The organism is Streptomyces hokutonensis (assembly GCF_042751305.1).
Taxonomy (GTDB): domain Bacteria; phylum Actinomycetota; class Actinomycetes; order Streptomycetales; family Streptomycetaceae; genus Streptomyces; species Streptomyces hokutonensis_A.
In genome coordinates, this window is sequence record NZ_JBHYWD010000004.1 from 138,229 (window position 1) to 162,710 (window position 24,482).

A 24,482-nucleotide genomic window follows, 5' to 3' on the forward strand; every position below is an offset into this window, starting at 1 on the left:
TTGGGAGACTGTTGGGGGGTTCTCGGCCGGGCCGGCGTGGCGGGCTGACCAACAGCGTTGCGTGCGGGGCGACACCCCCACCGTTGGCGCCCCTCAGTCGTTCAACAACCCTTGAAGCGGGCCTTAGTTGTGGCCGAAGCGCTTCTGTTTGCCCTTCCGGGCCATGTCGCTCGGCGTCGCCTGGGATATGCGCTGTTCGGCCTGTGCCTCCATCGAGGACGACGTGGCCTGCTCCTGGGCGCGTTCCGACTGCGGCTGCTTACGGTCACGGTGCTTGTTCTTGGCCATGGTGATCTGCCTCCTGAGGGGGATCTAGGGGCCAGGGCCGCGACCAGATTCACATAGGCTGACGAAGAACGCATTTCGGATAATTACCGTGTGTGACATGGTTGATGCGAGAGAGAAGCCCCGAAACGCCACGCCGAAGATCGAGTTCGGGCCGTTAACCCCTGTGCGGTCGGGCAGACTCGAAGCAAGCCCGAAGTGAACCGACCGGGAAGAGGGTGAGTCGCGTGGACCGCTGCATCGTCCTGGTGGACGCCGGGTATCTGCTGGGGGCGGCGGCCAGTCTCCTCGCCGGAGAGCCCTCGCGTTCCCGGATCACCGTCGATCACGCCGCCCTCATCCAGGGCCTGCGCGAACGCGCCGAGTCCGACACGGAACGGCCCCTGCTCCGCATCTACTGGTTCGACGGCGCCCCCGACCGCGTCCCGCAGCCCGAGCACCGCCGGCTGCGCGTGATGCCCCGCGTGACCGTCCGCCTCGGCGCCCTGACCCGCAGCGACGGCCGCTGGGCGCAGAAGGGCGTCGACGCCGCCATGCACGCCGAGCTGACCGAGCTGGCCCGCAACCGCGCCTGCTCCGACGTCGTCCTCGTCACCGGCGACGGCGACCTGCTGCCGGGCATGATGGCCGCCAAGGAGCACGGCGTCGCCGTACACCTGTGGGCCGTGCAGGCCGCCGACGGGGACTACAACCAGTCCGAGGACCTGGTCGCCGAGGCCGACGAGCGGCGGGTGCTCGACCGTACGTGGATCACCAAGGCCGTACGGGCGAAGGACCTCGGCGGGGTGTGCGCGCCGCAGCCCGTGCCCAGGCCGGAGATCGCCGCGATCCTGTCCGCGCCGCTGCCCGAGTCCGCGCCCGCGGCGGCCGAGCGGGTGGTCGAGGACGGCGAGCACGCCACGGCGGAGGCCGGTTCGGAGAACGGCACGCAGGAGCGGGTGCCCGCGCCCAAGGGCGTGCCCACCCCGAAGGACCTGGCGAGCCTGAAGGCCCCGGGGGCCGTCGCGCCCGCGCAGCATCCCGCGAGCGCGACCCTGCGCTGGTCCTCCGACAAAGGGTGGGTCGACCGGCCGGGCGGGGCCGCCGAGCCGCCCGAGGTCGCCTCGATGCCGACGCTGGCGCAGCTGACCACCGCCGAGCAGCGCTGGGCCGACCGCGAGGAGGACATCACCACGGTCGGCGGCGACCCCTTCGAGGTCGGCCAGGTGTTCGCCCGCCGCTGGATGGGCCGCCTCGGCGACCAGGGCGCCCACCTGCAGAAACTCTCCGGAATGTATCCGCGCGTCCCGCACCGCATCGACGGGGAACTGCTCCGCTACGCGGCCCGCTTCGGACTCCTCGCCCACAAGGACGACCAGATCGACGAGCACGACCGGTACGCGATCCGGGCCGGGTTCTGGCGCGAGATCGACGTCCGCACGGCGGCCGAGCACGCTCCGGCGGGGGATTGACGCTCTTTACCGGGGTATTTGCGGTTCTCGACCCACCCGCGAGCGGGCGGGGGCCGCGGACCCCGTAGTCTCGTTCCTTGTGAGTACGCGCGCGGGACAGGCACTTCGACACGGTGGGGATGTCGTGTGCGCGGTGCGCGGACTCAGCAAGACCTACCCGGCGGTGCGCGGACGGCGCGGTGCGCCGGGCACCCCCGAGGTACGGGCCACCGACGCGGTGACCCTCGACATCCGCCGGGGCGAGATCTTCGGACTGCTCGGACCGAACGGCGCCGGCAAGTCCACCCTCGTACGCCAGCTCACCGGGCTCATGCGGCCCGACGCCGGCAGCGTCGAGATCCTCGGGCACGACATCGTCCGCCACCCGGAGCGGGCCGCGCGGATCCTCGCCTACCTCGGCCAGGAGTCCACCGCGCTCGACGAACTGACCGTGTCGCTCGCCGCCGAGACCACCGGCCGGCTGCGCGGCCTGGAACTGCGCGAGGCACGGGCCGAACGGGACGCCGTACTGGACGAGTTGGGGCTTACGGCCATTGCCGGGCGGCCGCTCAAGAAGCTGTCCGGCGGGCAGCGGCGGCTGGCGTGTGTGGCCGCCGCGCTGGTCGGGGAGCGGCCGCTGCTGGTGCTCGACGAGCCGACCACCGGGATGGATCCGGTGGCGCGGCGGGCCGTGTGGTCGGCCGTCGACCGGCGCCGGGCCGAGCGCGGGACCACCGTGCTGCTCGTCACCCACAACGTCATCGAGGCCGAGACCGTCCTCGACCGGGTCGCCGTCCTCGACCAGGGCAAGGTCATCGCCTGCGACAGCCCCGCCGGGCTCAAGGAACAGGTCGCCGGAGAGGTCCGGGTCGAGCTGGTGTGGCGGGAGAAACCGCCGCTGGACGTCCCGGAGGTCGCCGCGCTGCGGGACCGGGCCGTCGAGTCCGGCCGCCGCTGGACGCTCCGGCTCGCCCCCGAGGAGGCCCGGGTGGCCGTCGCCACGGTGACCGGAGGGGCCGCCTTCGCCGCCCTGGACGACTTCACCCTGGCCGCGCCCAGCCTGGAGGACGTGTATCTGACACTGGGCGGCAACGGGCAGGGGCTGGTGAAGGCATGAGTACACGGGACGTCGTATCCGTATGGGACAGGGCGACTGCCGGCGTCGAGAGGAGCAGCGCGACGTGAGTGTCGTATCCGCCGATGTTCTGCCGAGTGGCCCGCTGGCCGTGCCGGAGGCCGCCGGTGCCGACGCGGCCGAGCTCGGGCCGCGCGCCAGGCTGTGGCCCTCCCTCGCCGCCGTGTACCGGGCACAGCTGTCCCGGGCGCGCGTCGCGCGGATCCCGCTGCTGTTCGTGGCGACCTTCCAGTCGGTCGGCATCCTGATCATGATGCGCGGGGTCGTCGACGGCGGCAGCCACGACGCCCGGTTCGTCGTCGCGGGCTCGTCCGTGCTGATCGTCGCCTACGTCGGGCTCAACCTGCTCGCGCAGTACTTCGGCCAGCTGCGCGGCAGCGGCGGGCTCGACCACTACGCCACCCTGCCGGTGCCGCCCGCCGCCGTGGTGCTCGGCGCCGCCGGCGCGTACGCCTCCTTCACCGTGCCGGGGACCGCGCTCACCGCCGTCTTCGGGTGTGTGCTGTTCGGGCTGCCGATGGGCAACATCTGGATCCTGGTGGCGGTCATCCCGCTCGCCGGAGCCGCCCTCGCCGGGCTCGGAGCGGCCTTCGGGCTGCTTGCGCCTCGCCCCGAACTCGCCACGCTGCTTGGGCAGTTGGGCATGTCGGCGGCACTGCTGCTGGGGGTGCTGCCGGCCGACCGGATGCCGGAAGCGGTGCGGTTCCTGCGGGATCTGCTGCCGTCCACGTACGGCGTCGAGGCCTTCGCGCAGACCTTCGCGGCGCACCCCGACTGGGCGCTCGTCCTCGGTGACCTCGCCGTATGCGCCGCGGTCGGCGTCGTTTCGCTGGCCGTCGCCGCCTGGGCCTACCGCCGGGCTGCCGTCCGGTGACGCGCCGCACAGCCGGGCCTGGCACGATGGCGTTGTGACCGCACCGCTGACTCCGCCTCCGCCGCCGCGTGACCAGTCCCCGCACGACCCGTGGCAGCCGCCGGGCGACTCGGGCATCCCGGGTGACCCCGGGGCCCCGAACGCCGGGTATCCCGTGTACGGCCCGCAGGACGCGTCCTACGGCGCGGACGGGCCCGGAATGAAGACCGAGCTGATCGAGGCCGTCGTCGCCACGGTCGTCGTGGCGCTCGGCGGGGTGCTGCTCGGGTTGCTGTGGTGGTGGCTGGCGCCGCATGTGCCGCTGGTCGGGGACGTGGTCGACAAGAGCTGGGTCGTCTACCTCAAGGACTCCGAAGGGGAGCAGGCGGTGGGGGTGGACGGAACGTTCACTCTGCTCGCGGTGGGATTCGGGGTGCTGAGCGCCCTTGCCGCGTTTCTGCTGCGGCGGCGTGGGGGAGTGCCGCTCGTGGTCGCCCTGACCGTGGGTGGGCTGCTCGCCTCGCTGCTCGCCTGGCGGCTGGGGATGTGGCTGGGGCCGACGAAGGACGTGCTCGCGCATGCCAAGTCGGTGGGCAAGGGGGTTACGTTCTCGGCGCCGCTGAAGCTTGGGGCGAAGGGGGCGTTGCTGGCCTGGTCCGTGGCCGCGCTGGTTGTGCACCTGGGGCTGACGGCGTTGTTCGGCCCGCGGGATCCTGAGCCGCAAGGTGCTCCGACCGACGTCTACGGGGCGCCGCTGTCGTAGGGGCCGGGGGTTTCTTCGCCCCCGCCGCCCCTACCCTCCCCCACTCTCGGCTTCGCTCGAGCGGGGGACCCCCCATCGTCCCTGGGGGCTGCCGCCCCCAGACCCCCGCTTCGGCCTGGACGGCCTCGTCCTCAAACGCCGGACGGGCTGAAGACAACAGCGCGAGCTACGCCGGCCGGTGTCCATGGTTCGAGCGGCGTTTCTTGACGCGCCACTTTCGTTTCCTGGTTTTCTTCGACATGCCCCTTGTGCTTAACCGAGGACGGGGGCGGCGTCGAGGGGTCACGCACGGCCGATGGGGGCCAGTACCGCTGCCGTGAGGGTTGCCAGGTGTTCGGGGGAGAGTTCTACCTCCAGGCCGCGGCGGCCCGCCGAGACGCAGATCGTGGGGTGGGCGGTGGCCGAGTCGTCGAGGACCGTGCGGAGTTTTTTGCGCTGGCCGAGGGGGGAGATGCCGCCGCGGACGTAGCCGGTGGTGCGTTCGGCGAGGGTCGGGTCGGCCATTGCGGCCCGCTTGCCGCCGACCGCCGTGGCCAGGGCCTTCAGGTCCAGTTGGCCCGCCACCGGGACGACCGCCACCGTCAGTGTGCCGTCCACGTCCGCGACCAGGGTTTTGAAGACGCGGTCGGGGGAGACGCCCATCGCCTCGGCCGCCTCCTCGCCGTAGGACGGGTGGGCGGGGTCGTGGTCGTAGGCGTGCACCTCGTACGGCACTCCGGCGGCCGTCAGGGCCACGGTCGCCGGGGTGCCGCCGGACTGGGGCTGTTGTTGCTTCCTGGACTTCTTCGCCATCGTCGGTCTCAGTTCAGGCTTGTCGGGTTGCGTGTCAGGTCGGACGCGGGCAGGGACGGCAGGTTGCGGATGATGGCCGTCTCGGAGCGCAGGAGCTTCAGCTCGTCGCGCAGGCGGGAGGCGGTGTCGGGGGCCTGGAGCAGGCGTTGCTTTGTCGATGTGTCGAGCATCATCGCGGCGGCCACCAGGTAGGAGACGACCGCCGGTTCGTCCGGCAACTCCGCGTCGCCGGTGGAGAGAGAGCGCTCGCGGGCGCCCGCGAGGCGCTTCTGGTACTGGCGGAACGCGCGTAGCACTCCTTCGGCCAGCGCGCCTGCCTCATCGCCCTTCTCCTCGGGCAGCTCCTCCAGCTCGGCCGTGAGGAACGGGCCGGAGACGTCCACGGAGAGCAGCCGCATCCGGGTCGTGCCCGTCGCCAGTACCTCGAAGGTGCCGTCGGCGCGCTCGCGGATGGTGGCCGCGTCGGCCACGCAGCCCACGGAGTGGAAGGCCTTGAGCGGGTCGGGGCCGAAGCCGGCCGTGGGGCCACGCTCGGGCACGGCGGTCTGGTCCGGCATGCCCTGGGCGGTCGGGGCCACCTCGTGGCCGTCACGGATGGCGACGACGGCGAATCGGCGCGGTTCCTCCTCGGGGGTCTTGAGCAGTTCGCGCATCATGGCGCGATAGCGCTCCTCGAAAATGTTCAGAGGAAGCACGAGCCCCGGGAACAGAACCGAGTTCAGGGGGAAGAGCGGCAGCCGGACGGTGGTCACGGCGCAAAAGCCTAGTGGTCGCGGGAGCGGGCGCGACCGTCGTGCTCACTCCGTGGATACGGCGGCGCGTCGTCGAAGCCCCGCGGCTGCCGCGGAACCGCCGTGGGACCGGGCGGAACCGGCCCGCCCAGGGGCAGTTGCGAGGCCACCGCGATCCGCACCCCGTCGCGCACCTCCAGGAACTGGCCGAGCGGGTCGTCCGAGAACCGGTCCCAGGGGAAGGACGTGGCGTACGGGCCGATCAGGCGCAGCTGGTCGAGGGCGTCCGGCCAGCGTTCGAGGCGGACGAGGACGTAGGCCAGCAGGTTGCGGACCTCGGCGGGCCAGGGGTCGGCAGCCGGGTAGCCGGCCGAGAGGGCGATCGCGAGGTCGGCCGCCGCGTCCAGCCGGGCACGCGGCACGGTGGCGCCGCAGCCGTCGGTCAGACAGGCGAAGGCGGCCCGCACCGGCAGCGCCTGGACGAGGGAGCCGGGCAGGGCGTCCTGCGCGGCCCGTTCGGCGAAGTCGAAGCACTCGCGGTGGGAGGGCCGCTCGGTGTGGGGCGTGTCGCCCCAGTGGGCGCAGCAGGCGGCCGAGAGGTACTGGAGGGCGGCCACATGGCAGCCGTAGTGGTGCGGGGAGCGGCGGACCGCCTCGCCCCACAGCCGTTCGAAGGCGGCGTGCCCGGCGTGGGTGCCCCGCGCGTGGTCCAGGGCTATCCGCCAGGGCACCGGGTCGCGCGGTTCTGCCTCGGCCGCCGCCGTGATCAACGGGCCGAGTTCGCCGAGCAGTTCGGCGCGGGCCGGCGACTCCCAGCAGCGGTCCACCGCCAGCTGGGTGCCGACCAGCAGCGCGTCGGGGTCGTGCGGGTCGGCGGCGCGCCAGTCGGCCAGCCACTCGGGACGGGAGCGCGCGAAGGCCGCGAGCCGGCGCGTGCAGCGGTCCCGGTCCTCCCATTCGGCGGCGGCGCGGGTGGTGGCCAGCAGTTCGGCGGCCGGCCCGTACTCGCCGCGGCCGGCCGCGACCAGCGCGGGGCCGAGCCGGTCGTCGGGCGCGTCGAGGAGTACCTCGTCGTCGGCCGGCAGTCCGGCGGCGAGCCGCGAGGTGTTCCTTGCCATCCGGGCGGTACGGATGAAAGCGCGCAGCAGAGCCATGGTGCCGACCATTGAAGGACCGGGATCCGGAGTGCGCCAGACCGTTTGAGCACCCCGTAGAAAGTTGTACGCGTCTCAGTCAAGCCCAGGTAAAAGGTGACTTTTGCTCACCTGTGCGAGTTCTGTGCGTGGCCGGTGGCTATCCCCGCCTGAGCAACCGGGTCGCCCCAGCCGCCACCGTCGTCGCCAGGATCCAGCCCAGCAGGATCAGCGCCACCGACAGCCACTGCCAGCCCCCGTGCAACTGCCACTGGCCCACCTGCCCCAGGTCGATCACCGGCAGCAGCAGATCCAGCGCGAACAGGGCGGGACTCCACGGCGGATGCCCGCTCGGATTCACCGGTACATGGTCCGCGTGCGCGAAGGCCAGTGAACCGGCCGCCCACAGCACCGCCATCCATACGGCGGCCCGGCCCGGCCGGTACCCGTAGGCGACCGTCCAGTCCTGCGCGAACCCCCACAGCTTGGCCGCGACGGGCAGGCTCTCCCGGCGCCGGCGCTGCTTGGCGAGCAGCACCTCGCGCGCGTCCTCGTCCTCACCGGCGTTGCGCAGCACGGTCGCGAGCCGCTCGTACGGCTCCGGGTTGTACTCGGCGGTCGCGGCGGCCACCCAGTCGAGGCGGGCCTCCAGCGGGAACGGGCCCTGCGGTACGAGGTTCTCGTACACGAAGCCGCCCATGTGGAGGTTGCCCGGCCCCGGCCAACTGTCCTTGCCGTCGATGAGGTTGGCGACCCGCGCCCCCGACAGCACCACCTTGCCGCGCTGCGGTTTCTCCCCGAGGAAGCGCAGTTCGGGTGCCTGGATCCGCAGCAGCGACAGCTCCTGGTCGTCCGTGAAGGTGAACCGGGCCCGCTCCAGGTCCACCGCGTCCCCGAACCGCCCGTCGTCCAGGCGGACCCCGCCCTGGCAGGTGAAGCGCTGGATGCGGGTCCCGCGCGCGGGCGTGGTGCCGCTCAGCCAGGGGCCGCCGACGCCCGCCGGGGTGAGGTACAGGGTGCGGCCGACGGTCAACTGGGGCGCGTTCAGGGCGAGTCGGGAGTACGGGTTGGCCAGCCGGGCGCCGCGCAGACTCAGCGAGACCCCGACCTTCGCGCTGCGCAGGCTCAACTCACCGTGCGATTCGAGGAGTTCGGCCTGTAAATCCTGCCCCACGGTCATGCCGTCGGCCGCGATCGAACGGCCCGTGCGGTCCCGGTAGACGATCGCCTGGTTGAGCAGCAGGTCGGTACCGATGTGCGCGTCGGTCAGCCGTACCCCGTTGTGGAAGCGGCAGCGCGGCAGATGCAGGTCACCCTCCGTGTGCACCCGCGCCGCCTCCAGGCGCGGCACCGAGCAGTTCACCAGCCGTACGGTCTGGAAGCGGGCCTCCGGCAGCAGCACCTCGTGCTCGAAGCGGCAGCCCTTCAGCTCGACGAACGGCGTGATCGTGCCGCCCGCGAGGTCCAGGGTGCCGCTGATCCGCACTCCGGTGAGTTTCAGCGAGGCCACCCGGCCCGACAGCGCGGGCGGTCCGTCCAGGAGGAGCCAGCACACGAACCGTGCCCGTACGGTCCGTTCGGGGCCCCACGGATGTCCGCCGTGCGGATCGTCGACGACGGTGTCGCCACTGCTCAGGTCGTACACGCTGCCGTTGCGGAAGGCCTGCCACATACCGGCCTCGGCGGCGGTCGCATCGTCCGGCACATCCCCCGCGCGGAGGCCGGCGCCCTCGGTCACTGCTCTGTCATCCCTCTCGACTGCTCACGGGTTTCGCACAGCTGTTCATGCCCGCTGCGTAACGCCCGGAACACTAGACGTGAAGGGGATCTTCCGGGTTCCGGCCACGTTCTGTATCAGCCATTGATACGCGCGGACGACGCCCGATCGCCGTCTGAGAGAATTGGTTCGTGATCTCCCGAATCGATCTGCGCGGCGACGCCCTCCCCGAAGGGCCCGCCCTGCGCGACCTGCTGCCCCGAGCCGACTTCGACGTCTCGGCCGCCCTGGAGAAGGTGCGGCCGATCTGCGAGGCCGTGCATCATCGGGGCGACGCGGCGCTGATCGACTTCGCCGAGAAGTTCGACGGCGTGCGGCTGGAATCGGTACGGGTGCCGGCCGAGGCGCTGAGCGAGGCTCTGGAACAGCTCGACCCGGCCGTCCGCGCGGCCCTGGAGGAGTCCGTCCGGCGCGCCCGGCTCGTCCACCGCGAGCAGCGCCGTACGCCCCACACGACCCAGGTCGTGCCCGGCGGCACGGTCACCGAGAAGTGGGTGCCGGTCGACCGTGTGGGGCTCTACGCGCCCGGTGGACGGTCGGTCTACCCATCGTCCGTGATCATGAACGTCGTCCCCGCGCAGGAGGCCGGCGTCGGCTCCGTCGCGCTCGCCTCGCCGCCGCAGGCGGACTTCGGCGGTCTGCCGCACCCGACGATCCTCGCCGCCTGCGCGCTGCTCGGCGTCGACGAGGTCTACGCCGTCGGCGGCGCCCAGGCCGTCGCGATGTTCGCCCACGGCACCGAGTCCTGCGCCCCCGCCAACATGGTCACCGGGCCCGGCAACATCTGGGTCGCCGCGGCCAAGCGCTACTTCACGGGCAGGATCGGCATCGACACCGAGGCCGGTCCCACCGAGATCGCGGTCCTCGCGGACGAGACCGCCGACCCGGTGCACGTCGCCGCCGACCTGATCAGCCAGGCCGAGCACGACCCGCTGGCCGCCGCCGTCCTGGTCACGGACTCCGTGACGCTCGCGGACGCGGTCGAGAAGGAGCTCGAACCGCAGGTCGCGGCCACCAAGCACATCGAGGACCGGATCGCCCCGGCGCTGGCCGGCCGGCAGTCCGCGATCGTCCTGGTCGACGGCATCGAGGAGGGGCTGCGGGTCGTGAACGCGTACGGCGCGGAGCACCTGGAGATCCAGACGGCGGACGCCGCCGCCGTCGCCGACCGGGTCCGGAACGCGGGCGCGATCTTCGTCGGGCCCTGGGCGCCCGTCTCCCTCGGCGACTACGCGGCCGGCTCCAACCACGTGCTGCCGACCGGCGGTTGCGCCTGCCACTCCTCCGGGCTCTCCGTGCAGTCCTTCCTGCGCGGCATCCACATCGTCGACTACACCCGCGACGCCCTCGCCGACGTGGCGCATCACGTGGTGACGCTGGCGGAGGCGGAGGACCTGCCCGCGCACGGCGCGGCGGTCAAGGCGAGGTTCGGTTGGAAGGTGCCCGGCAAGTGAGCTTCGGAATCGACGATCTTCCCGTACGGGACGAACTGCGCGGCAAGTCCCCTTATGGCGCGCCCCAGTTGGACGTCCCCGTACGGCTGAACACCAACGAGAACCCCTACCCGCTGCCCGAGGCGCTGGTCGAGCGGATCACCGAGCGGGTCCGCGAGGCCGCCCGCGGCCTCAACCGCTACCCGGACCGGGACGCGGTCGAGTTGCGCAGCGAGCTGGCCAACTACCTGACGAAGACGGCCCATTACCGGGTCGGCGTCGAGAACGTCTGGGCGGCCAACGGCTCCAACGAGGTCATCCAGCAGCTGCTCCAGACCTTCGGCGGCCCCGGCCGCAGCGCCATCGGCTTCGAGCCGTCGTACTCGATGCACGCGCTCATCGCGCGCGGCACGGGGACCGGCTGGATCTCCGGTCCGCGCAACGAGGACTTCTCGATCGACCTCCCGGCCGCCGAGCGCTGGATCGCCGAGAACAAGCCCGACGTCGTGTTCGTCACGACCCCCAACAACCCTACGGGCAACGCCGTTCCGCCCGAGACGGTCCTCGCGCTGTACGAAGCCGCGCAGGCCGCCAAGCCGTCGATGGTGATCGTCGACGAGGCGTACATCGAGTTCAGCCACGGCGACTCGCTGCTGCCGCTGCTCGAAGGTCGGCCGAATCTCGTCGTCTCGCGGACGATGTCGAAGGCGTTCGGGGCGGCAGGGCTGCGCCTGGGCTATCTCGCGGCGCACCCGGCAGTCGTCGACGCCGTCCAACTCGTACGGCTGCCCTACCACTTGTCGGCCGTCACCCAGGCGACCGCGCTGGCCGCCCTGGAGCACACCGACACGCTGCTCGGGTATGTGGAGCAGCTGAAGGGCGAACGGGACCGGCTGGTAAGGGAGTTGCGGGCCCTGGGCTGCGAAGTCGTCGAGTCCGACGCCAACTTCGTGCAGTTCGGCCGGTTCGCGGACTCCCACACCGCCTGGCAGGCGATCCTCGACCGGGGCGTCCTGGTCCGGGACAACGGCATCCCGGGGTGGCTGCGGGTCTCCGCCGGCACCCCCGAAGAGAACGACGCGTTCCTCGACGCGGTCCGTGAGTTGATGAAGGAGCAGAGCACATGAACCGCGTAGGACGTGTGGAGCGGACGACCAAGGAGACGTCGGTCCTCGTCGAGATCGATCTCGACGGCCACGGCAAGGTCGACGTGTCGACAGGGGTCGGCTTCTACGACCACATGCTCGACCAGCTCGGCCGGCACGGTCTGTTCGACCTCACCGTGAAGACCGAGGGCGATCTGCACATCGACTCCCACCACACCATCGAGGACACCGCCCTCGCCCTCGGCGCCGCCTTCAAGCAGGCGCTCGGCGACAAGGTGGGGATCTACCGGTTCGGCAACTGCACGGTCCCGCTGGACGAGTCCCTCGCCCAGGTCACCGTCGACCTCTCCGGCCGCCCGTACCTCGTGCACACCGAGCCCGAGAACATGGCGCCGATGATCGGCGAGTACGACACCACGATGACCCGGCACATCCTGGAGTCCTTCGTGGCCCAGGCCCAGATCGCGCTGCACGTGCACGTGCCGTACGGGCGCAACGCGCACCACATCGTGGAGTGCCAGTTCAAGGCCCTCGCGCGTGCCCTGCGGTACGCCTCCGAGCGCGACCCGCGCGCGGCCGGCATCCTCCCCTCCACGAAGGGCGCGCTGTGACCAGCCTGTCGAGCCTCCTCATCGTCGTCGGGCTCTTCCTGCTCGGCGGGGTCTACTCCTTCGTCAAGCAGAAGATGCCGCGCCAGCTCATCGTGCTGATCTCCATCGCCGCCGCGATGTGTCTGGTCGCCGGGGTCATGAGGCTGGAGGTGTGGAATTGAGCGCAGCGAAGAAGGTGGTCGTCTTCGACTACGGCTTCGGGAACGTCCGTTCGGCCGAGCGCGCCCTCGCGCGCGCGGGTGCCGAGGTCGAGATAACGCGTGACTACGACAAGGCCATGAACGCGGACGGGCTGCTGGTGCCGGGCGTCGGCGCCTTCGCGGCCTGCATGGAGGGCCTGCGCGCGGCGCGCGGCGACTGGATCGTCGGCCGCAGGCTGGCCGGCGGGCGCCCGGTCGTGGGCATCTGCGTGGGCATGCAGATCCTGTTCGCGCGCGGCATCGAGCACGGCGTGGAGACCGAGGGTCTTGACGAGTGGCCCGGCTCGGTCGAGCCGCTGCAGGCCGAGATCGTGCCCCACATGGGCTGGAACACCGTCGACGCCCCGGAGGGCTCCCAGCTCTTCGCGGGCCTGGACGCCGACGCGCGCTTCTACTTCGTGCACTCCTACGCCGTCCACGACTGGTCCCTCGAAGTCTCCAACCCGGCGATGCGCGCCCCCCTGGTGACCTGGTCGACACACGGCAAGCCCTTCGTGGCCGCCGTGGAGAACGGCGCCCTGTGGGCCACCCAGTTCCACCCCGAGAAGTCCGGCGACGCCGGAGCGCAGCTGCTCACCAACTGGATCGGAACCCTGTAGACCATGGCCAAGCTCGAACTCCTCCCCGCCGTCGACGTCCGCGACGGCCAGGCCGTCCGCCTCGTCCACGGCGAGTCCGGGACCGAGACCTCCTACGGCTCCCCGCTGGAGGCCGCCCTCGCCTGGCAGCGCTCCGGCGCCGAGTGGCTGCACCTCGTCGACCTGGACGCCGCGTTCGGCACCGGCGACAACCGAAAGCTCATCGCCGAGGTGACCGGCGCCATGGACATCAAGGTCGAGCTGTCCGGCGGCATCCGCGACGACGACACCCTCGCCGCCGCCCTCGCCACCGGCTGCACCCGGGTGAATCTGGGAACGGCCGCCCTGGAGACCCCGGAGTGGGTCGCCAAGGTCATCGCCGAGCACGGCGACAAGATCGCGGTCGGCCTCGACGTACGCGGCACGACCCTGCGCGGGCGCGGCTGGACCCGCGACGGCGGCGACCTCTACGAGACCCTGGACCGCCTCAACTCCGAGGGCTGCGCCCGCTACGTGGTCACCGACATCGCCAAGGACGGCACCCTCCAGGGCCCCAACCTGGAGCTGCTGCGCAACGTCTGCGCGGCCACCGACCGCCCGGTCGTGGCCTCCGGCGGCGTGTCGTCGCTCGACGACCTCCGCGCCATCTCCGAGCTGGTACCTCTCGGTGTCGAGGGCTCCATCGTCGGGAAGGCCCTCTACGCGAAGGCGTTCACTCTGGAAGAGGCCTTGGAGGCGGTGGCCCGGTGACCGAGCTACGACGCGTGTCGACCGGCGCGCCCTGGGAGGACGCCTTCGGCTACTCCCGCGCGGTGGAGCTGCCGAACGGCCTGGTGCTGGTCTCCGGGTGCACGTCGATAGTGGACGGCGAGATCGCCGGGGGCGGCCCCTACGAGCAGACGGTCAACGCGTTCAACGTCGCGTTCGCGGCGCTGGAGCGACTGGGCCTCGGCCCGGCCGATGTGGTGCGCACCCGTATGTACATCACCCACGCCCGGGACGTCGAGGACGTGGGCCGCGCGCACAAGGAGCTGTTCGACGCGATCCGCCCCGCCGCGTCCATGATCATCGTCTCCGGCTTCGTCGACCCCAGCCTGGTCGTCGAGGTCGAGGTGGAGGCGTACCGCTCCGGCGGGGAATCCGGGGGGTCCGCATGACCCTCGCCGTACGCGTGATCCCCTGCCTGGACGTCGACAACGGCCGGGTCGTCAAGGGCGTCAACTTCCAGAACCTGCGCGACGCGGGCGACCCCGTAGAGATGGCCAAGGTCTACGACGCCGAGGGCGCCGACGAGTTGACCTTCTTGGACATCACCGCGTCCTCCGGCAACCGCGAGACGACGTACGACGTGGTCCGCCGCACCGCCGAGCAGGTCTTCATCCCGCTCACGGTCGGCGGCGGCGTCCGCACGGCCGAGGACGTGGACAAGCTGCTGCGGGCGGGCGCGGACAAGGTCGGCGTCAACACGGCGGCGATCAACCGGCCCGAGCTGATCAAGGAGATCGCGGAGCGGTTCGGACGGCAGGTGCTGGTGCTGTCGGTCGACGCGCGCAGGACCGCCGGCGGGTCCTTCGAGGTCACCACCCACGGCGGTCGCAAGGGCACCGGCATCGACGCCGTCGAATGGGCGCACCGGGCCGCCGAGTTGGGCGCCGGGGAGATCCTGCTCAACTCGATGGACGCGGACGGCACCAAGGACGGCTACGACCTGGAGATGATCGCGGCGGTGCGCAAGCACGTGACCGTCCCGGTCATCGCCTCCGGCGGCGCGGGCAAGCTGGCCGACTTCCCGCCGGCGGTCGCGGCGGGCGCGGACGCGGTGCTGGCGGCCTCCGTCTTCCACTTCGGGGATCTGCGGATCGGCGAGGTCAAGCAGGCGCTGCGGGAAGCGGGACATCCGGTGCGGTGACCCCTCCTGCGGAGGCGTTGTAAGCCCCGATCGCCAGGCGGTCGGGGCTTACTTGTGGGCAGATACGCAAGGAATATTGCGCAAGAAGAGTTGTGCAATATTCCTTGCGTATCTAGCCTGAGGGAGTGACCGACAGAGACAGAGACCGTCGTATCAAGGACGTGGGCACTCTCAAGGCCATCGCGCACCCGCTGCGGGCCCAGCTGTACCGGCTGCTGATCATCACGCAGGTGGCGACCGCCTCCCAGCTCGCCGACCAGGTCGACGAGGCCGTCTCACTGGTCAGCTACCACTTGCGCAAGCTCGCCGAGCACGGCCTGATCGAGGAGGCCGAGCCGCGCAGCGGGGACGGCCGGGAGCGCTGGTGGCAGCCCGCCTCGGACGGCCTGAGCGTCCACGACGAGGACTTCCGGGACGCCCCGGAGAAGGCCGCCGCGCATACCGCCGCCAGCCGCCTCTTCTTCGACCAGCGCGTCGACATGTACCGGCGCTACATCGACGAGCGTGCCTACTGGAGCGATGAGTGGACTACGGCCTCCGACAACTCCGAGTGGTTGCTGCGGCTCACCCCGGCCGAGCTGACCGAGCTGTCCAAGGAGTTGGGCGACGTCGTGCGCCGATACCAGGAGGCGAGCCGGGCCGCCGTCGCCGCCGGTGACACCGAGGGCCGCGAGAACGTCGCGGTGCACACGTACGGCTTCCCGTTCCGAGTCTGAGTCTCCGAGAGGGCCAACTCCCTTGACCACCGCGCTCACAGCCCCGGGCAGACCCGCTCACCGCGACCCCAACATCCTCCGCTGGCTCGGCGCCTACGCGGCGTCGATGGCAGGCGACGGCGTCTACTACATCGCCCTGTCCTGGGCCGCCGTACAGGCCGGATCCCCGGCGCAGGCCGGCCTGGTGATGTCGGTCAGCGCGCTCCCGCGCGCGGTGCTCATGCTGGGCGGCGGAGTGATCGCCGACCGCTTCGGTCCGCGCCGGGTCGTCATCGGCAGCGACGCCGTGCGCTGCGCGGCCGTGTTCGCCGTGGCGGCGCTGCTGTTACTCACCGGCCCGGGGCTGTGGCCGCTCGCCGCGCTCGCCCTGGTCTTCGGTACCGTGGACGCCGTCTTCGTACCCGCCGTGGGCGCGCTGCCCGCCCGCATCACCGGCAAGGCGCAGCTCGCGAGGGTGCAGGGCATGCGGGGCCTCGCGTACCGCTTCGCCGTGATCTTCGGCGCCCCGCTCGGCGGTCTCGCCGTGGCGTTCGGGGGCGCGGCGACCGCGTTCGGGTTGGCCGGGCTGCTGATCGCGATATCGGTACCGCTGCTGATCTCCGTACGGGTCCGGGAGCTGCCGCCGGACGATACGGCCGGCGACGGCACGGCGACCGCTTGGCGCGACCTGGTGACCGGTCTCCGCTACATCCGCCGGCACCGCGTCCTCGCCCCCTTGATGCTCGCGATAGCCCTCGGCGACCTGGGATTCGTCGCGCCGTTCAACGTGGGTCTGACCCTGCTGGTCGACCAGCGGGGCTGGGGAGCGTCCGGGATGGGCTGGGTGCTCGCCGGGTTCGGCGTCGGCGCGGGCAGCGCCTCGATGACGCTGGCGGTACGGGGCCGGCTGCCGCGCGCTGGCTGGACCGCCGCCTGGTCGATCATTGCCGGCGCGATCGCCGTCGCCGCTCTAGCCTACGTTCCGAGTGTCCTCGCGGCGGTCGGGGTGGCCCTGGTCGTCGGGTTGCTCGCCGGGCTCAGCGGAGCCCTGTGCGGCGCGTTGCTCCAGACCCACTCCGACCCCGCCTACCTCGGCCGCGTCACCGCCCTCTCAAGTCTGGTCAGCCTGGGCCTCGCCCCCCTGACCATGCCGCTGTCGGCGGCGGCGATCGGCGCGTGGGGCACCGGCCCGGTGTTCGTGGTCAGCGCGGTGGTGTGCGGGCTCGGCGGGGTCATCGCCCTGTCCGTGCGGGACCTGCGGCGGGCCGAACTGCCATGCTGACCTCTCAGATCCCCAGCTGCTTGGCCTCGTGCAGCTTGGCGATCGCGTTCTCGTCGCCGTCCAGCTCCACCTTGGCCACGGTCTGCCGGCCGTGTGCGAACAGCAGCAGTTCCGAGGGTTCGCCGGTCACCGTCACGACCGGCGCCCCCTTGTGGGCGACCGCCGTCTGCCCGTCCGGTCGGCGCAGCACCAGCCCGGTCGGCGCGCTGCGGCCCACCAGCCGGGCGATGCGCTCCAGCCGGGACCACAGGGCGTCCTGGAACACCGGGTCCAGCTCGCGCGGGGTCCAGTCCTCCTGGGCCCGCCGTACGTCCTCGGTGTGGACGTAGAACTCGACCGTGTTGGACGCCTCGTCGAGCTGCTTGAGCTGGAACGGCGAGAAGCGCGGCGGGCCCGTACGGATGAGCTGGATCAGCTCCTCGTACGGCTTCGCCGCGAACTCCGCCATCACCCGGTCCAGGCGCGGCGCGAGCTGCTTGATCATGATGCCGCCGGCGGCGTCCGCGCGGCGCTCGCGCACCACCACGTGCGCGGCCAGGTCACGGGTCTGCCAGCCCTCGCAGAGGGTCGGGGCGTCCGGGCCCGTCGTCTCGAGGAGGTCGGCGAGAAGAAGTCGTTCACGCTTGGCGAAGGTCGACATACCGTCAGCCTACGACCGCCCGTCCGCTGCGCACAGTGGACGCCGAGCCGGTCCGCACAGTGGACGTGGGCCTGGGCTGTCGGTGCCGCGCGGCACAATGGCCCCATGACCAGCGCGCCCCAGTCCAGCAGCCTCGATCCCGAGATCGCCGCCCGCCTCAAGCGGAGCGCCGACGGGCTCGTCCCCGCCATCGCCCAGCAGTACGACACCGGTGAGGTGCTCATGCTCGGCTGGATGGACGACGAGGCGCTGCACCGCACCCTGACGACCGGCCGCTGCACCTACTGGTCCCGCAGCCGCCGGGAGTACTGGGTCAAGGGCGACACCTCCGGCCACTTCCAGCACGTCAAGTCCGTCGCCCTGGACTGCGACGCCGACACGGTCCTGGTGAAGGTCGACCAGATCGGCGCCGCGTGCCACACCGGAGCCCGCACCTGCTTCGACGCGGATGTGCTGCTCAAGGAAGAGCTGGTTGACGAGAGTCTTCTTGAAGAAGGTGCTGATTCCGGCACCGCCGCCTCGGATCAGTAGGGTCAGCCGCCATGGACCTTGACACGTTCCGCAAGCTGGCCACCGACCGTCGCGTCATCCCGGTCACCCGCAAGCTGCTCGCCGACGGCGACACCCCGGTCGCGCTCTACCGCAAGCTCGCGGCGGAGCGCCCCGGCACCTTCCTCCTGGAGTCCGCGGAGAACGGCCGTTCCTGGTCCCGGTACTCCTTCGTGGGTGTCCGCAGTTCCGCCACCCTCACCGCGCGAGACGGCGGGGCCCACTGGCTCGGCACCCCGCCCGTCGGCGTCCCGGTCGACGGCGACCCCCTCGCCGCCCTGCGCGCCACCATCGACACCCTGCACACCCCGCACCAGGAGGGCCTGCCGCCCTTCACCGGCGGCATGGTCGGCTATCTCGGCTACGACATCGTGCGCCGCCTGGAGAAGATCGGCCCCGGCGAGCGGGACGACCTCGGGCTCCCCGAGCTGACCATGCTCCTCACCAGCGACCTCGCCGTGATGGACCACTGGGAGGGCTCGGTCCTGCTGATCGCCAACGCGATCAACCACAACGACCTCGACACGGGTGTCGACGAGGCCTACGCGGACGCGGTGGCCCGCCTGGACGCCATGGAGGCGGACCTCTCCCGCGCGGTCGCCCAGCCGCCCGCCCAGCTCCCGCCCTCCGAGCTCCCCGAGTACACCGCGCTGTGGGGCGGCCCCGACTTCAAGGAAGCCGTCGAGGACATCAAGGAGCGCATCCGCGCGGGCGAGGCCTTCCAGGTCGTCCCCTCCCAGCGCTTCGAAACTCCTTGCACGGCAAGCGCGTTGGACGTGTACCGGGTGCTGCGCGCGACCAACCCCTCGCCGTACATGTACCTGTTCCGCTTCGACGGCTTCGACGTGGTCGGCTCGTCCCCGGAGGCCCTCGTCAAGGTCGAGGACGGCCGCGCGATGGTCCACCCCATCGCCGGCACCCGGCACCGCGGCGCGACCCCGCAGGAGGACCAGGCCCTCGCCGACGAACTCCTCGCCGACCCCAAGGAGCGCGCCGAACACCTCATGCTGGTCGACCTCGGCCGTAACGATTTGGGACGCGTCTGCGAGCCCGGCTCGGTCGAGGTCGTCGACTTCATGTCGGTGGAGCGCTACTCCCACGTGATGCACATCGTCTCGACGGTCACCGGCCGCGTGGCGCCCGGCCGCACCGCCTTCGACGTCCTGACCGCCTGCTTCCCGGCCGGCACCCTCTCCGGCGCGCCCAAGCCCCGCGCGATGCAGATCATCGACGAACTGGAGCCCTCCAGAAGGGGGTTGTACGGCGGCTGCGTCGGCTACCTCGACTTCGCGGGCGACTCCGACACCGCCATCGCCATCCGTACGGCCCTCCTCCGCGACGGCACGGCCTACGTCCAGGCGGGCGCCGGCATCGTCGCCGACTCGGACCCGGAACTGGAGGACCAGGAGTGCCGCAACAAGGCGGCGGCGGTCCTCCGCGCGGTGCACACGGCGAACCGGCTCGGGCAATAGGACGAGGGTCATATGAACCCCGGGTGACGGTTCGCCCGGGGTTCGAGCGATAGTGGACTACGTGACTGCAGCTGTTCCTCAACCCCGTTCCGAAGGCGAAGGCCCCGCACGCGCCGGCCGCCGCAGCCTCGCCGTAGCGCTGATGAGCGGTGCGCTCGGCGCGGCCGTGGCGCTGCTGGCCACCCGTCAGCGCTGGTCGGAGGGGATCGCGACGGTGGCGGGCGATCCGTTCCCGCTGTCCGCCAAGGGCAGCGACGTCACGGGTGTGCCCGCGGCGCTCGCCATAGTGGGCCTCGCCGCGCTCGTCGCCGTCTTCGCCGTCCGCAGGACGGGCCGCTTCGCGGTCTCCGCCCTCCTCGCGCTCTCCGGCGCCGGCATCGTCGCCGCCGCCCTCCTGGGCGCCACCGACAGCTCGGCACTCGACGACAAGGCCACCCAGGCCTCCGGGGGCACCTCGTCCGCCGTGCACGCCTTCGACCACACCGCCTGGCCCTACGTCGCCGCGGTCGGCGGCGCCCTGATCCTGCTGGCCGGCCTCCTCGCCCTCCTCTACGGCCGCCGCTGGCCCGCCATGTCCGGCCGCTACGAGCGCAACGGCGCCCCCCGGGCCCGCCGCGCTCCCGTGGTCGACCCCGACCGCCCCGAGGACATCTGGAAGGCCCTGGACCGCGGCGAGGACCCCACAGGGGCGTAGCCGGGCCGACGCGCGAGACGACCCACCCCGAAGCACCGCACACGCACGCGTGCGGAACAATGAGCCGTGAGCGTCTGCTCACACACGTACACAGCAACGAGGAGCAAGTCATGGCGGGCAACAGCCACGGTCACACTTTGGCCGCCTGGACCGGTACGACGATCGTCTTCATCGGGTTCCTGGTCGCCGGCGCCTTCATGGTCATGGCGCAGCCGGCCGGCTTCTGGGCCGGTATGGCGATCACGGTCATCGGCGGCATCGTCGGCTGGGTCATGAGTGCGATGGGTATGGGCATGCCCAAGGACCGTCCCCAGGACCTGACCGAGCTGCTCGGCAAGACCGCGCACGCCGACAGCTGAGGCCGCGGCTGTCAGCCACCACTTCGTGGAGGGGCGGTTCCGGACACACCGGGGACCGCCCCTCACGCGCGTGTGCCGCACCAAGCGGCCAGGGGGCACAATGCGAGACGTGAACGCCGACAGCCGGAGCATGCCGAAGACCCGCACCCCCGGTTCCGCCTCCGTGCTGAACCGCGTAGCCGTGCCCGCGGGCATCCTGGCGGCCGTCGCGGGAGCGTTCGCGTACGTAGGCACGGTCGACCCGAACCAGCCCGGCCACTACCCCGTCTGTCCCCTGTACCGCCTCACCGGCCTGTACTGCCCCGGCTGCGGCGGCCTGCGCAGCGCGCACGAGTTCATCCACGGCGACTTCCTCGCCGCTCTCCAGGACAACGCGATCGCCGTGGTGGGCTATCTGGCCTTCATGGTCGTATGGACCGTCTGGGTGGTCCGCGCGGCCCGCGGCCGACCGGTGCGGATGGAACTCGGCGGGGGCCGGCTCTGGACTCTCGGCGCATTGGTGCTGGTCTTCACGGTTGTCCGGAACCTGCCGTTCGGTGGCTGGCTACACCCTTGATCAACCGGCCGCTGTCCAGGTACTGGGACCGGCGTCAACCGGATGCGAGGCCTACGCCTTCCTCCGGATACCATCGAGGTCAGATGTGACCATTGCTTTTCCACCGTCAGGAAGGGGGCCGCTCGCGTGAGTGTGCTCGACGAGATCATCGACGGAGTCCGTGCCGACCTGGCGGAACGGCAGGCGCGCGTCAGCCTCGACGAGCTCAAGGAGCGCGCGGCGAAGGCGCCCGCGGCCAAGGACGGCGTCGCGGCCCTGCGCGGTGACGGCGTCAAGGTCATCTGCGAGGTCAAGCGCTCCAGCCCCTCCAAGGGCGCGCTCGCGGCGATCGCCGACCCGGCGGGCCTCGCGGCGGACTACGAGGCGGGCGGCGCCGCCGTCATCTCCGTCCTCACCGAACAGCGCCGCTTCGGCGGCTCCCTGGCCGACCTGGAGGCCGTCCGCGCGCGGGTGGACATCCCGGTCCTCCGCAAGGACTTCATCGTCACGTCGTACCAGCTCTGGGAGGCCCGGGCCTACGGCGCCGACCTCGCCCTGCTGATCGTCGCGGCCCTGGACCAGCCCGCCCTGGAGTCCCTCATCGAGCGCGCCGAGTCGATCGGCCTCACGCCGATCGTCGAGGTCCACGACGAGGACGAGGTCGACCGCGCGGTCGACGCCGGCGCGAAGATCATCGGTGTCAACGCCCGCAACCTCAAGACCCTCGAGGTCGACCGCGCCACCTTCGAGCGCGTCGCCCCCGAGATCCCGGCCCACATCGTCAAGATCGCCGAGTCCGGGGTCCGCGGCCCCCACGACCTCATCGCCTACGCCAACGCCGGCGCCGACGCGGTCCTGGTCGGCGAGTCCCTGGTCACCGGCCGCGACCCCAAGTCGGCGGTCTCGGACCTGGTGGCGGCGGGCGAACACCCGGCACTGCGACACGGCCGCAGCTGATCACCCGCTAGGCTGACCCCGATGACACTCACCCTGACCCCCATGGACCGGCACGCCCGCCTCGCGCGCGGCTGCCGTCCGAGGGGTTGCCGCGCCCCCGCACGCCGGGTGCACGGCCGCAGGGTCCGTTACGTCATCGGTGACGAACCTGGGCAAGTAAATGGGCGTCGATGGCAGGTCTTCAGGGGCGCGGGGAACTGCGCGACCAGCCACGACGGTCCCGCAGCCATCTGAACAACCCCCGCCCCCACGGCGCTTAGTGTCTCTTCAAACACTCACCGTGAGGTTTCCGCATGCCCAGCGAGTTCTTCATCCCAGACCCCGACGGTCAAATCCCCAGCCCTGAAGGCTACTTCGGCGCCTTCGGCGGCAAGTTCATCCCGGAGGCCCTCGTCGCCGCCGTGGACGAGGTCGCCGTCGAGTACGACAAGGCCAAGCACGACCCCGAGTTCGCCCGCGAGTTGGACGACCTCCTGGTCAACTACACCGGCAGGCCGAGCGCGTTCACGGAAGTACCCCGTTTCGCCGCGGAAGCGGGCGGCGCCCGCATCTTCCTGAAGCGCGAGGACCTGAACCACACCGGCTCCCACAAGATCAACAACGTCCTCGGCCAGGCCCTGCTCACCAAGCGCATGGGCAAGACGAGGGTCATCGCGGAGACCGGCGCCGGCCAGCACGGCGTGGCGACGGCCACCGCCTGCGCGCTCTTCGGCCTCGAATGCACCATCTACATGGGCGAGATCGACACCCAGCGCCAGGCGCTCAACGTGGCCCGGATGCGCATGCTCGGCGCCGAGGTCATCGCCGTGAAGTCCGGCAGCCGCACCCTCAAGGACGCGATCAACGAGGCGTTCCGCGACTGGGTCGCCAACGTCGACCGCACGCACTACCTCTTCGGCACGGTCGCAGGACCGCACCCCTTCCCCGCCATGGTCCGCGACTTCCACCGCGTGATCGGCGTCGAGGCCCGCCGCCAGATCCTGGAGCGCGCCGGCCGCCTGCCCGACGCGGCGATCGCCTGTGTCGGCGGCGGCTCGAACGCCATCGGCCTGTTCCACGCCTTCATCCCGGACGCCGACGTACGCCTCATCGGCTGCGAACCGGCCGGCCACGGCGTCGAGACCGGCGAGCACGCGGCGACCCTCACCGCGGGCGAGCCCGGCATCCTGCACGGCTCCCGGTCCTACGTCCTCCAGGACGAGGAGGGCCAGATCACCGAGCCGTACTCGATCTCGGCCGGACTGGACTACCCGGGCATCGGCCCCGAGCACTCCTACCTCAAGGACAGCGGTCGCGGCGAGTACCGCGCGGTCACCGACGACGCGGCGATGCAGGCCCTGCGCCTGCTGTCGCGCACCGAGGGCATCATCCCGGCCATCGAGAGCGCCCACGCGCTCGCGGGCGCGCTGGAGGTCGGCAGGGAGCTGGGCAAGGACGGCCTGATCGTCGTCAACCTGTCCGGGCGCGGCGACAAGGACATGGACACCGCCGCGCGCTACTTCGGCCTGTACGACAACGGGACCGACGCCACCGTCGCGGCCAACGCGGCCGACACCGCCGAGATCGAGGGGGACGCCAAGTGAGCGGCAACATCCGGCTGTTGAGCGACACCCTCGCCGCCGCCAAGGCCGAGGGACGCGCCGCGCTCATCGCCTACCTCCCGGCCGGGTTCCCGACCGTCGACGGTGGCATCGAGGCGGTCAAGGCCGCGTTCGACGGCGGCGCGGACGTCGTAGAGGTGGGCCTGCCGCACAGCGACCCCGTCCTCGACGGCCCCGTCATCCAGACCGCCGACGACATCGCCCTGCGCGGCGGCGTCAAGATCGCGGACGTCATGCGCACGGTCCGCGAGGCCCACACAGCGACCGGCAAGCCCGTACTCGTCATGACGTACTGGAACCCGATCGACCGCTACGGCGTCGAGCGCTTCACCGCCGAACTGGCCGAGGCGGGCGGCGCGGGCTGCATCCTGCCCGACCTGCCGGTGCAGGAGGCGGGGCTGTGGAGGGAGCACGCGGAGAAGCACGGGCTCGCCACGGTCTTCGTGGTCGCGCCCAGCAGCAAGGACGCGCGCCTCGCAGAGATCACCAAGGTCGGCACCGGCTTCGTCTACGCCGCTTCGCTGATGGGCGTCACCGGCACCCGTGAGTCCGTGGGCGCGCAGGCGCAGGACCTCGTCGAGCGCACCCGGGCCACCACCGACACGCCCGTGTGTGTCGGCCTCGGTGTCTCCGACGCCCGGCAGGCCGCCGAGGTGGCCCGCTTCGCGGACGGCGTGATCGTCGGCTCGGCCTTCGTCAAGCGGATGCTGGACGCGCCGGACGACGCGGCCGGCGTCGAGGCGGTCCGCGTCCTCGCGGGCGAGCTGGCGAAGGGCGTGCGCGGACAGGCGTAACCGAACGACTGGTCCCTCGTATGGGTGGACCTGGGACCGGGGGGGGGCGCGGCGCCCCCCCCCCCCGGGGGGTTTGGGGGGGGTTTGGGGGAGAAAACGGAAGGGAAAACCACCCCCCCCGCGCGGGGGGGGGGCGATGGTGTTATAAAAAAATACCCGGAGACGCGG

Annotated in this window: 29 protein-coding genes; 23 read left to right on the forward strand and 6 right to left on the reverse strand. The window is 71.6% G+C overall.

The genetic code is table 11. The annotated features are described in order from the left end of the window. Window positions 1-123: 123 nt before the first annotated feature. Entirely contained in the window at window positions 124-288 is a 165-nt protein-coding gene (locus ACFXC1_RS12990) for a hypothetical protein (RefSeq protein WP_019067731.1), read from the reverse strand. Between the two features lie 224 nt (window positions 289-512). On the opposite strand from ACFXC1_RS12990, the gene ACFXC1_RS12995 reads away from it, so the two are divergent. The 4 genes from ACFXC1_RS12995 (at window position 513) to ACFXC1_RS13010 (ending at window position 4,466) form a co-directional block, all read left to right on the forward strand. Next, a complete protein-coding gene (locus ACFXC1_RS12995) occupies window positions 513-1,736 on the forward strand; it encodes an NYN domain-containing protein (protein WP_381242114.1) in 1,224 nt (407 codons plus the stop codon). Between the two features lie 124 nt (window positions 1,737-1,860). Beyond that, the gene (locus tag ACFXC1_RS13000; RefSeq protein WP_381242690.1) at window positions 1,861-2,832 is read left to right on the forward strand and encodes an ABC transporter ATP-binding protein; all 972 of its coding nucleotides are present in this window, start codon (window positions 1,861-1,863) and stop codon (window positions 2,830-2,832) included. 64 nt (window positions 2,833-2,896) lie between these two features. Beyond that, on the forward strand, window positions 2,897-3,724 hold the full coding sequence (locus tag ACFXC1_RS13005; protein ID WP_381242116.1) for an ABC transporter permease: 828 nt from the start codon (window positions 2,897-2,899) through the stop codon (window positions 3,722-3,724). A gap of 34 nt (window positions 3,725-3,758) precedes the next feature. After that, entirely contained in the window at window positions 3,759-4,466 is a 708-nt protein-coding gene (locus tag ACFXC1_RS13010) for a DUF2567 domain-containing protein (protein WP_381242118.1), read from the forward strand. Between the two features lie 282 nt (window positions 4,467-4,748). Here ACFXC1_RS13010 and ybaK read toward each other — a convergent pair whose 3' ends face one another. The 4 genes from ybaK to ACFXC1_RS13030 form a co-directional block, all read right to left on the reverse strand. After that, a complete protein-coding gene (ybaK, locus tag ACFXC1_RS13015; protein WP_381242120.1) occupies window positions 4,749-5,258 on the reverse strand; it encodes a Cys-tRNA(Pro) deacylase in 510 nt (169 codons plus the stop codon). 8 nt (window positions 5,259-5,266) lie between these two features. After that, on the reverse strand, window positions 5,267-6,010 hold the full coding sequence (locus tag ACFXC1_RS13020; protein WP_381242122.1) for an LON peptidase substrate-binding domain-containing protein: 744 nt from the start codon (window positions 6,008-6,010) through the stop codon (window positions 5,267-5,269). Window positions 6,011-6,021: 11 nt separating this feature from the next. Next, complete coding sequence (locus ACFXC1_RS13025) at window positions 6,022-7,143, reverse strand: hypothetical protein (RefSeq protein ID WP_381242124.1); 1,122 nt, start codon at window positions 7,141-7,143, stop codon at window positions 6,022-6,024. Window positions 7,144-7,282: 139 nt separating this feature from the next. Next, window positions 7,283-8,860, reverse strand: coding sequence for an oxidoreductase (locus tag ACFXC1_RS13030; RefSeq protein WP_381242126.1), 1,578 nt, complete (start codon window positions 8,858-8,860; stop codon window positions 7,283-7,285). A gap of 170 nt (window positions 8,861-9,030) precedes the next feature. On the opposite strand from ACFXC1_RS13030, the gene hisD reads away from it, so the two are divergent. From hisD to ACFXC1_RS13080, 10 genes are all read left to right on the forward strand, one after another. After that, complete coding sequence (hisD, locus tag ACFXC1_RS13035; RefSeq protein WP_381242127.1) at window positions 9,031-10,353, forward strand: histidinol dehydrogenase; 1,323 nt, start codon at window positions 9,031-9,033, stop codon at window positions 10,351-10,353. Further along, window positions 10,350-11,459, forward strand: a complete 1,110-nt coding sequence (locus ACFXC1_RS13040) for a histidinol-phosphate transaminase (RefSeq protein WP_381242129.1) — start codon at window positions 10,350-10,352, stop codon at window positions 11,457-11,459. The genes hisD and ACFXC1_RS13040 overlap by 4 nt, the downstream gene beginning before the upstream one ends. After that, window positions 11,456-12,049: an imidazoleglycerol-phosphate dehydratase HisB gene (gene hisB, locus ACFXC1_RS13045; protein ID WP_043675308.1), complete on the forward strand. Its 594-nt coding sequence runs from the start codon at window positions 11,456-11,458 to the stop codon at window positions 12,047-12,049. Before ACFXC1_RS13040 ends, hisB begins: the two co-directional genes overlap by 4 nt. Continuing rightward, on the forward strand, window positions 12,046-12,210 hold the full coding sequence (locus ACFXC1_RS13050) for a hypothetical protein (RefSeq protein WP_200811998.1): 165 nt from the start codon (window positions 12,046-12,048) through the stop codon (window positions 12,208-12,210). The genes hisB and ACFXC1_RS13050 overlap by 4 nt, the downstream gene beginning before the upstream one ends. After that, window positions 12,201-12,848 (forward strand): imidazole glycerol phosphate synthase subunit HisH, encoded by a 648-nt coding sequence (gene hisH, locus ACFXC1_RS13055; RefSeq protein ID WP_381242131.1) that lies wholly within the window; start codon window positions 12,201-12,203, stop codon window positions 12,846-12,848. The genes ACFXC1_RS13050 and hisH overlap by 10 nt, the downstream gene beginning before the upstream one ends. Window positions 12,849-12,851: 3 nt before the next feature. Then, window positions 12,852-13,577 carry a bifunctional 1-(5-phosphoribosyl)-5-((5-phosphoribosylamino)methylideneamino)imidazole-4-carboxamide isomerase/phosphoribosylanthranilate isomerase PriA gene (priA, locus tag ACFXC1_RS13060; protein WP_019067718.1) on the forward strand — a complete coding sequence of 242 codons (726 nt, stop codon included), beginning with the start codon at window positions 12,852-12,854 and terminating at the stop codon, window positions 13,575-13,577. Next, window positions 13,574-13,984, forward strand: a complete 411-nt coding sequence (locus tag ACFXC1_RS13065) for a RidA family protein (RefSeq protein ID WP_381242133.1) — start codon at window positions 13,574-13,576, stop codon at window positions 13,982-13,984. Before priA ends, ACFXC1_RS13065 begins: the two co-directional genes overlap by 4 nt. Next, the gene (gene hisF, locus ACFXC1_RS13070; RefSeq protein WP_381242135.1) at window positions 13,981-14,736 is read left to right on the forward strand and encodes an imidazole glycerol phosphate synthase subunit HisF; all 756 of its coding nucleotides are present in this window, start codon (window positions 13,981-13,983) and stop codon (window positions 14,734-14,736) included. Before ACFXC1_RS13065 ends, hisF begins: the two co-directional genes overlap by 4 nt. Before the next feature lie 125 nt (window positions 14,737-14,861). Next, entirely contained in the window at window positions 14,862-15,452 is a 591-nt protein-coding gene (locus ACFXC1_RS13075) for an ArsR/SmtB family transcription factor (protein WP_381242137.1), read from the forward strand. A 22-nt stretch (window positions 15,453-15,474) separates the two neighbouring features. Then, window positions 15,475-16,713, forward strand: coding sequence for an MFS transporter (locus ACFXC1_RS13080; protein ID WP_381242139.1), 1,239 nt, complete (start codon window positions 15,475-15,477; stop codon window positions 16,711-16,713). Between the two features lie 4 nt (window positions 16,714-16,717). Here ACFXC1_RS13080 and ACFXC1_RS13085 read toward each other — a convergent pair whose 3' ends face one another. Beyond that, a complete protein-coding gene (locus tag ACFXC1_RS13085) occupies window positions 16,718-17,353 on the reverse strand; it encodes a TIGR03085 family metal-binding protein (RefSeq protein WP_381242141.1) in 636 nt (211 codons plus the stop codon). Window positions 17,354-17,458: 105 nt separating this feature from the next. On the opposite strand from ACFXC1_RS13085, the gene hisI reads away from it, so the two are divergent. From hisI to trpA, 9 genes are all read left to right on the forward strand, one after another. Continuing rightward, window positions 17,459-17,884 (forward strand): phosphoribosyl-AMP cyclohydrolase, encoded by a 426-nt coding sequence (gene hisI / locus ACFXC1_RS13090; protein ID WP_381242143.1) that lies wholly within the window; start codon window positions 17,459-17,461, stop codon window positions 17,882-17,884. Window positions 17,885-17,895: 11 nt separating this feature from the next. Continuing rightward, on the forward strand, window positions 17,896-19,374 hold the full coding sequence (locus ACFXC1_RS13095; protein WP_381242144.1) for an anthranilate synthase component I: 1,479 nt from the start codon (window positions 17,896-17,898) through the stop codon (window positions 19,372-19,374). 52 nt (window positions 19,375-19,426) lie between these two features. Further along, window positions 19,427-20,068 carry a TIGR02234 family membrane protein gene (locus tag ACFXC1_RS13100; protein WP_381242146.1) on the forward strand — a complete coding sequence of 214 codons (642 nt, stop codon included), beginning with the start codon at window positions 19,427-19,429 and terminating at the stop codon, window positions 20,066-20,068. 110 nt (window positions 20,069-20,178) lie between these two features. After that, a complete protein-coding gene (locus ACFXC1_RS13105; RefSeq protein ID WP_362979939.1) occupies window positions 20,179-20,427 on the forward strand; it encodes an HGxxPAAW family protein in 249 nt (82 codons plus the stop codon). Window positions 20,428-20,527: 100 nt separating this feature from the next. Next, a complete protein-coding gene (locus ACFXC1_RS13110) occupies window positions 20,528-20,983 on the forward strand; it encodes a DUF2752 domain-containing protein (RefSeq protein WP_381242148.1) in 456 nt (151 codons plus the stop codon). A gap of 126 nt (window positions 20,984-21,109) precedes the next feature. Then, window positions 21,110-21,919, forward strand: coding sequence for an indole-3-glycerol phosphate synthase TrpC (gene trpC / locus ACFXC1_RS13115; RefSeq protein ID WP_262059926.1), 810 nt, complete (start codon window positions 21,110-21,112; stop codon window positions 21,917-21,919). A 21-nt stretch (window positions 21,920-21,940) separates the two neighbouring features. Continuing rightward, entirely contained in the window at window positions 21,941-22,153 is a 213-nt protein-coding gene (gene trpM / locus ACFXC1_RS13120; RefSeq protein WP_381242150.1) for a tryptophan biosynthesis modulator TrpM, read from the forward strand. Between the two features lie 59 nt (window positions 22,154-22,212). Next, window positions 22,213-23,502 (forward strand): tryptophan synthase subunit beta, encoded by a 1,290-nt coding sequence (trpB, locus tag ACFXC1_RS13125; RefSeq protein ID WP_381242152.1) that lies wholly within the window; start codon window positions 22,213-22,215, stop codon window positions 23,500-23,502. Continuing rightward, a complete protein-coding gene (gene trpA / locus ACFXC1_RS13130) occupies window positions 23,499-24,314 on the forward strand; it encodes a tryptophan synthase subunit alpha (protein ID WP_381242154.1) in 816 nt (271 codons plus the stop codon). The genes trpB and trpA overlap by 4 nt, the downstream gene beginning before the upstream one ends. The last annotated feature ends 168 nt before the right edge of the window (window positions 24,315-24,482 follow it).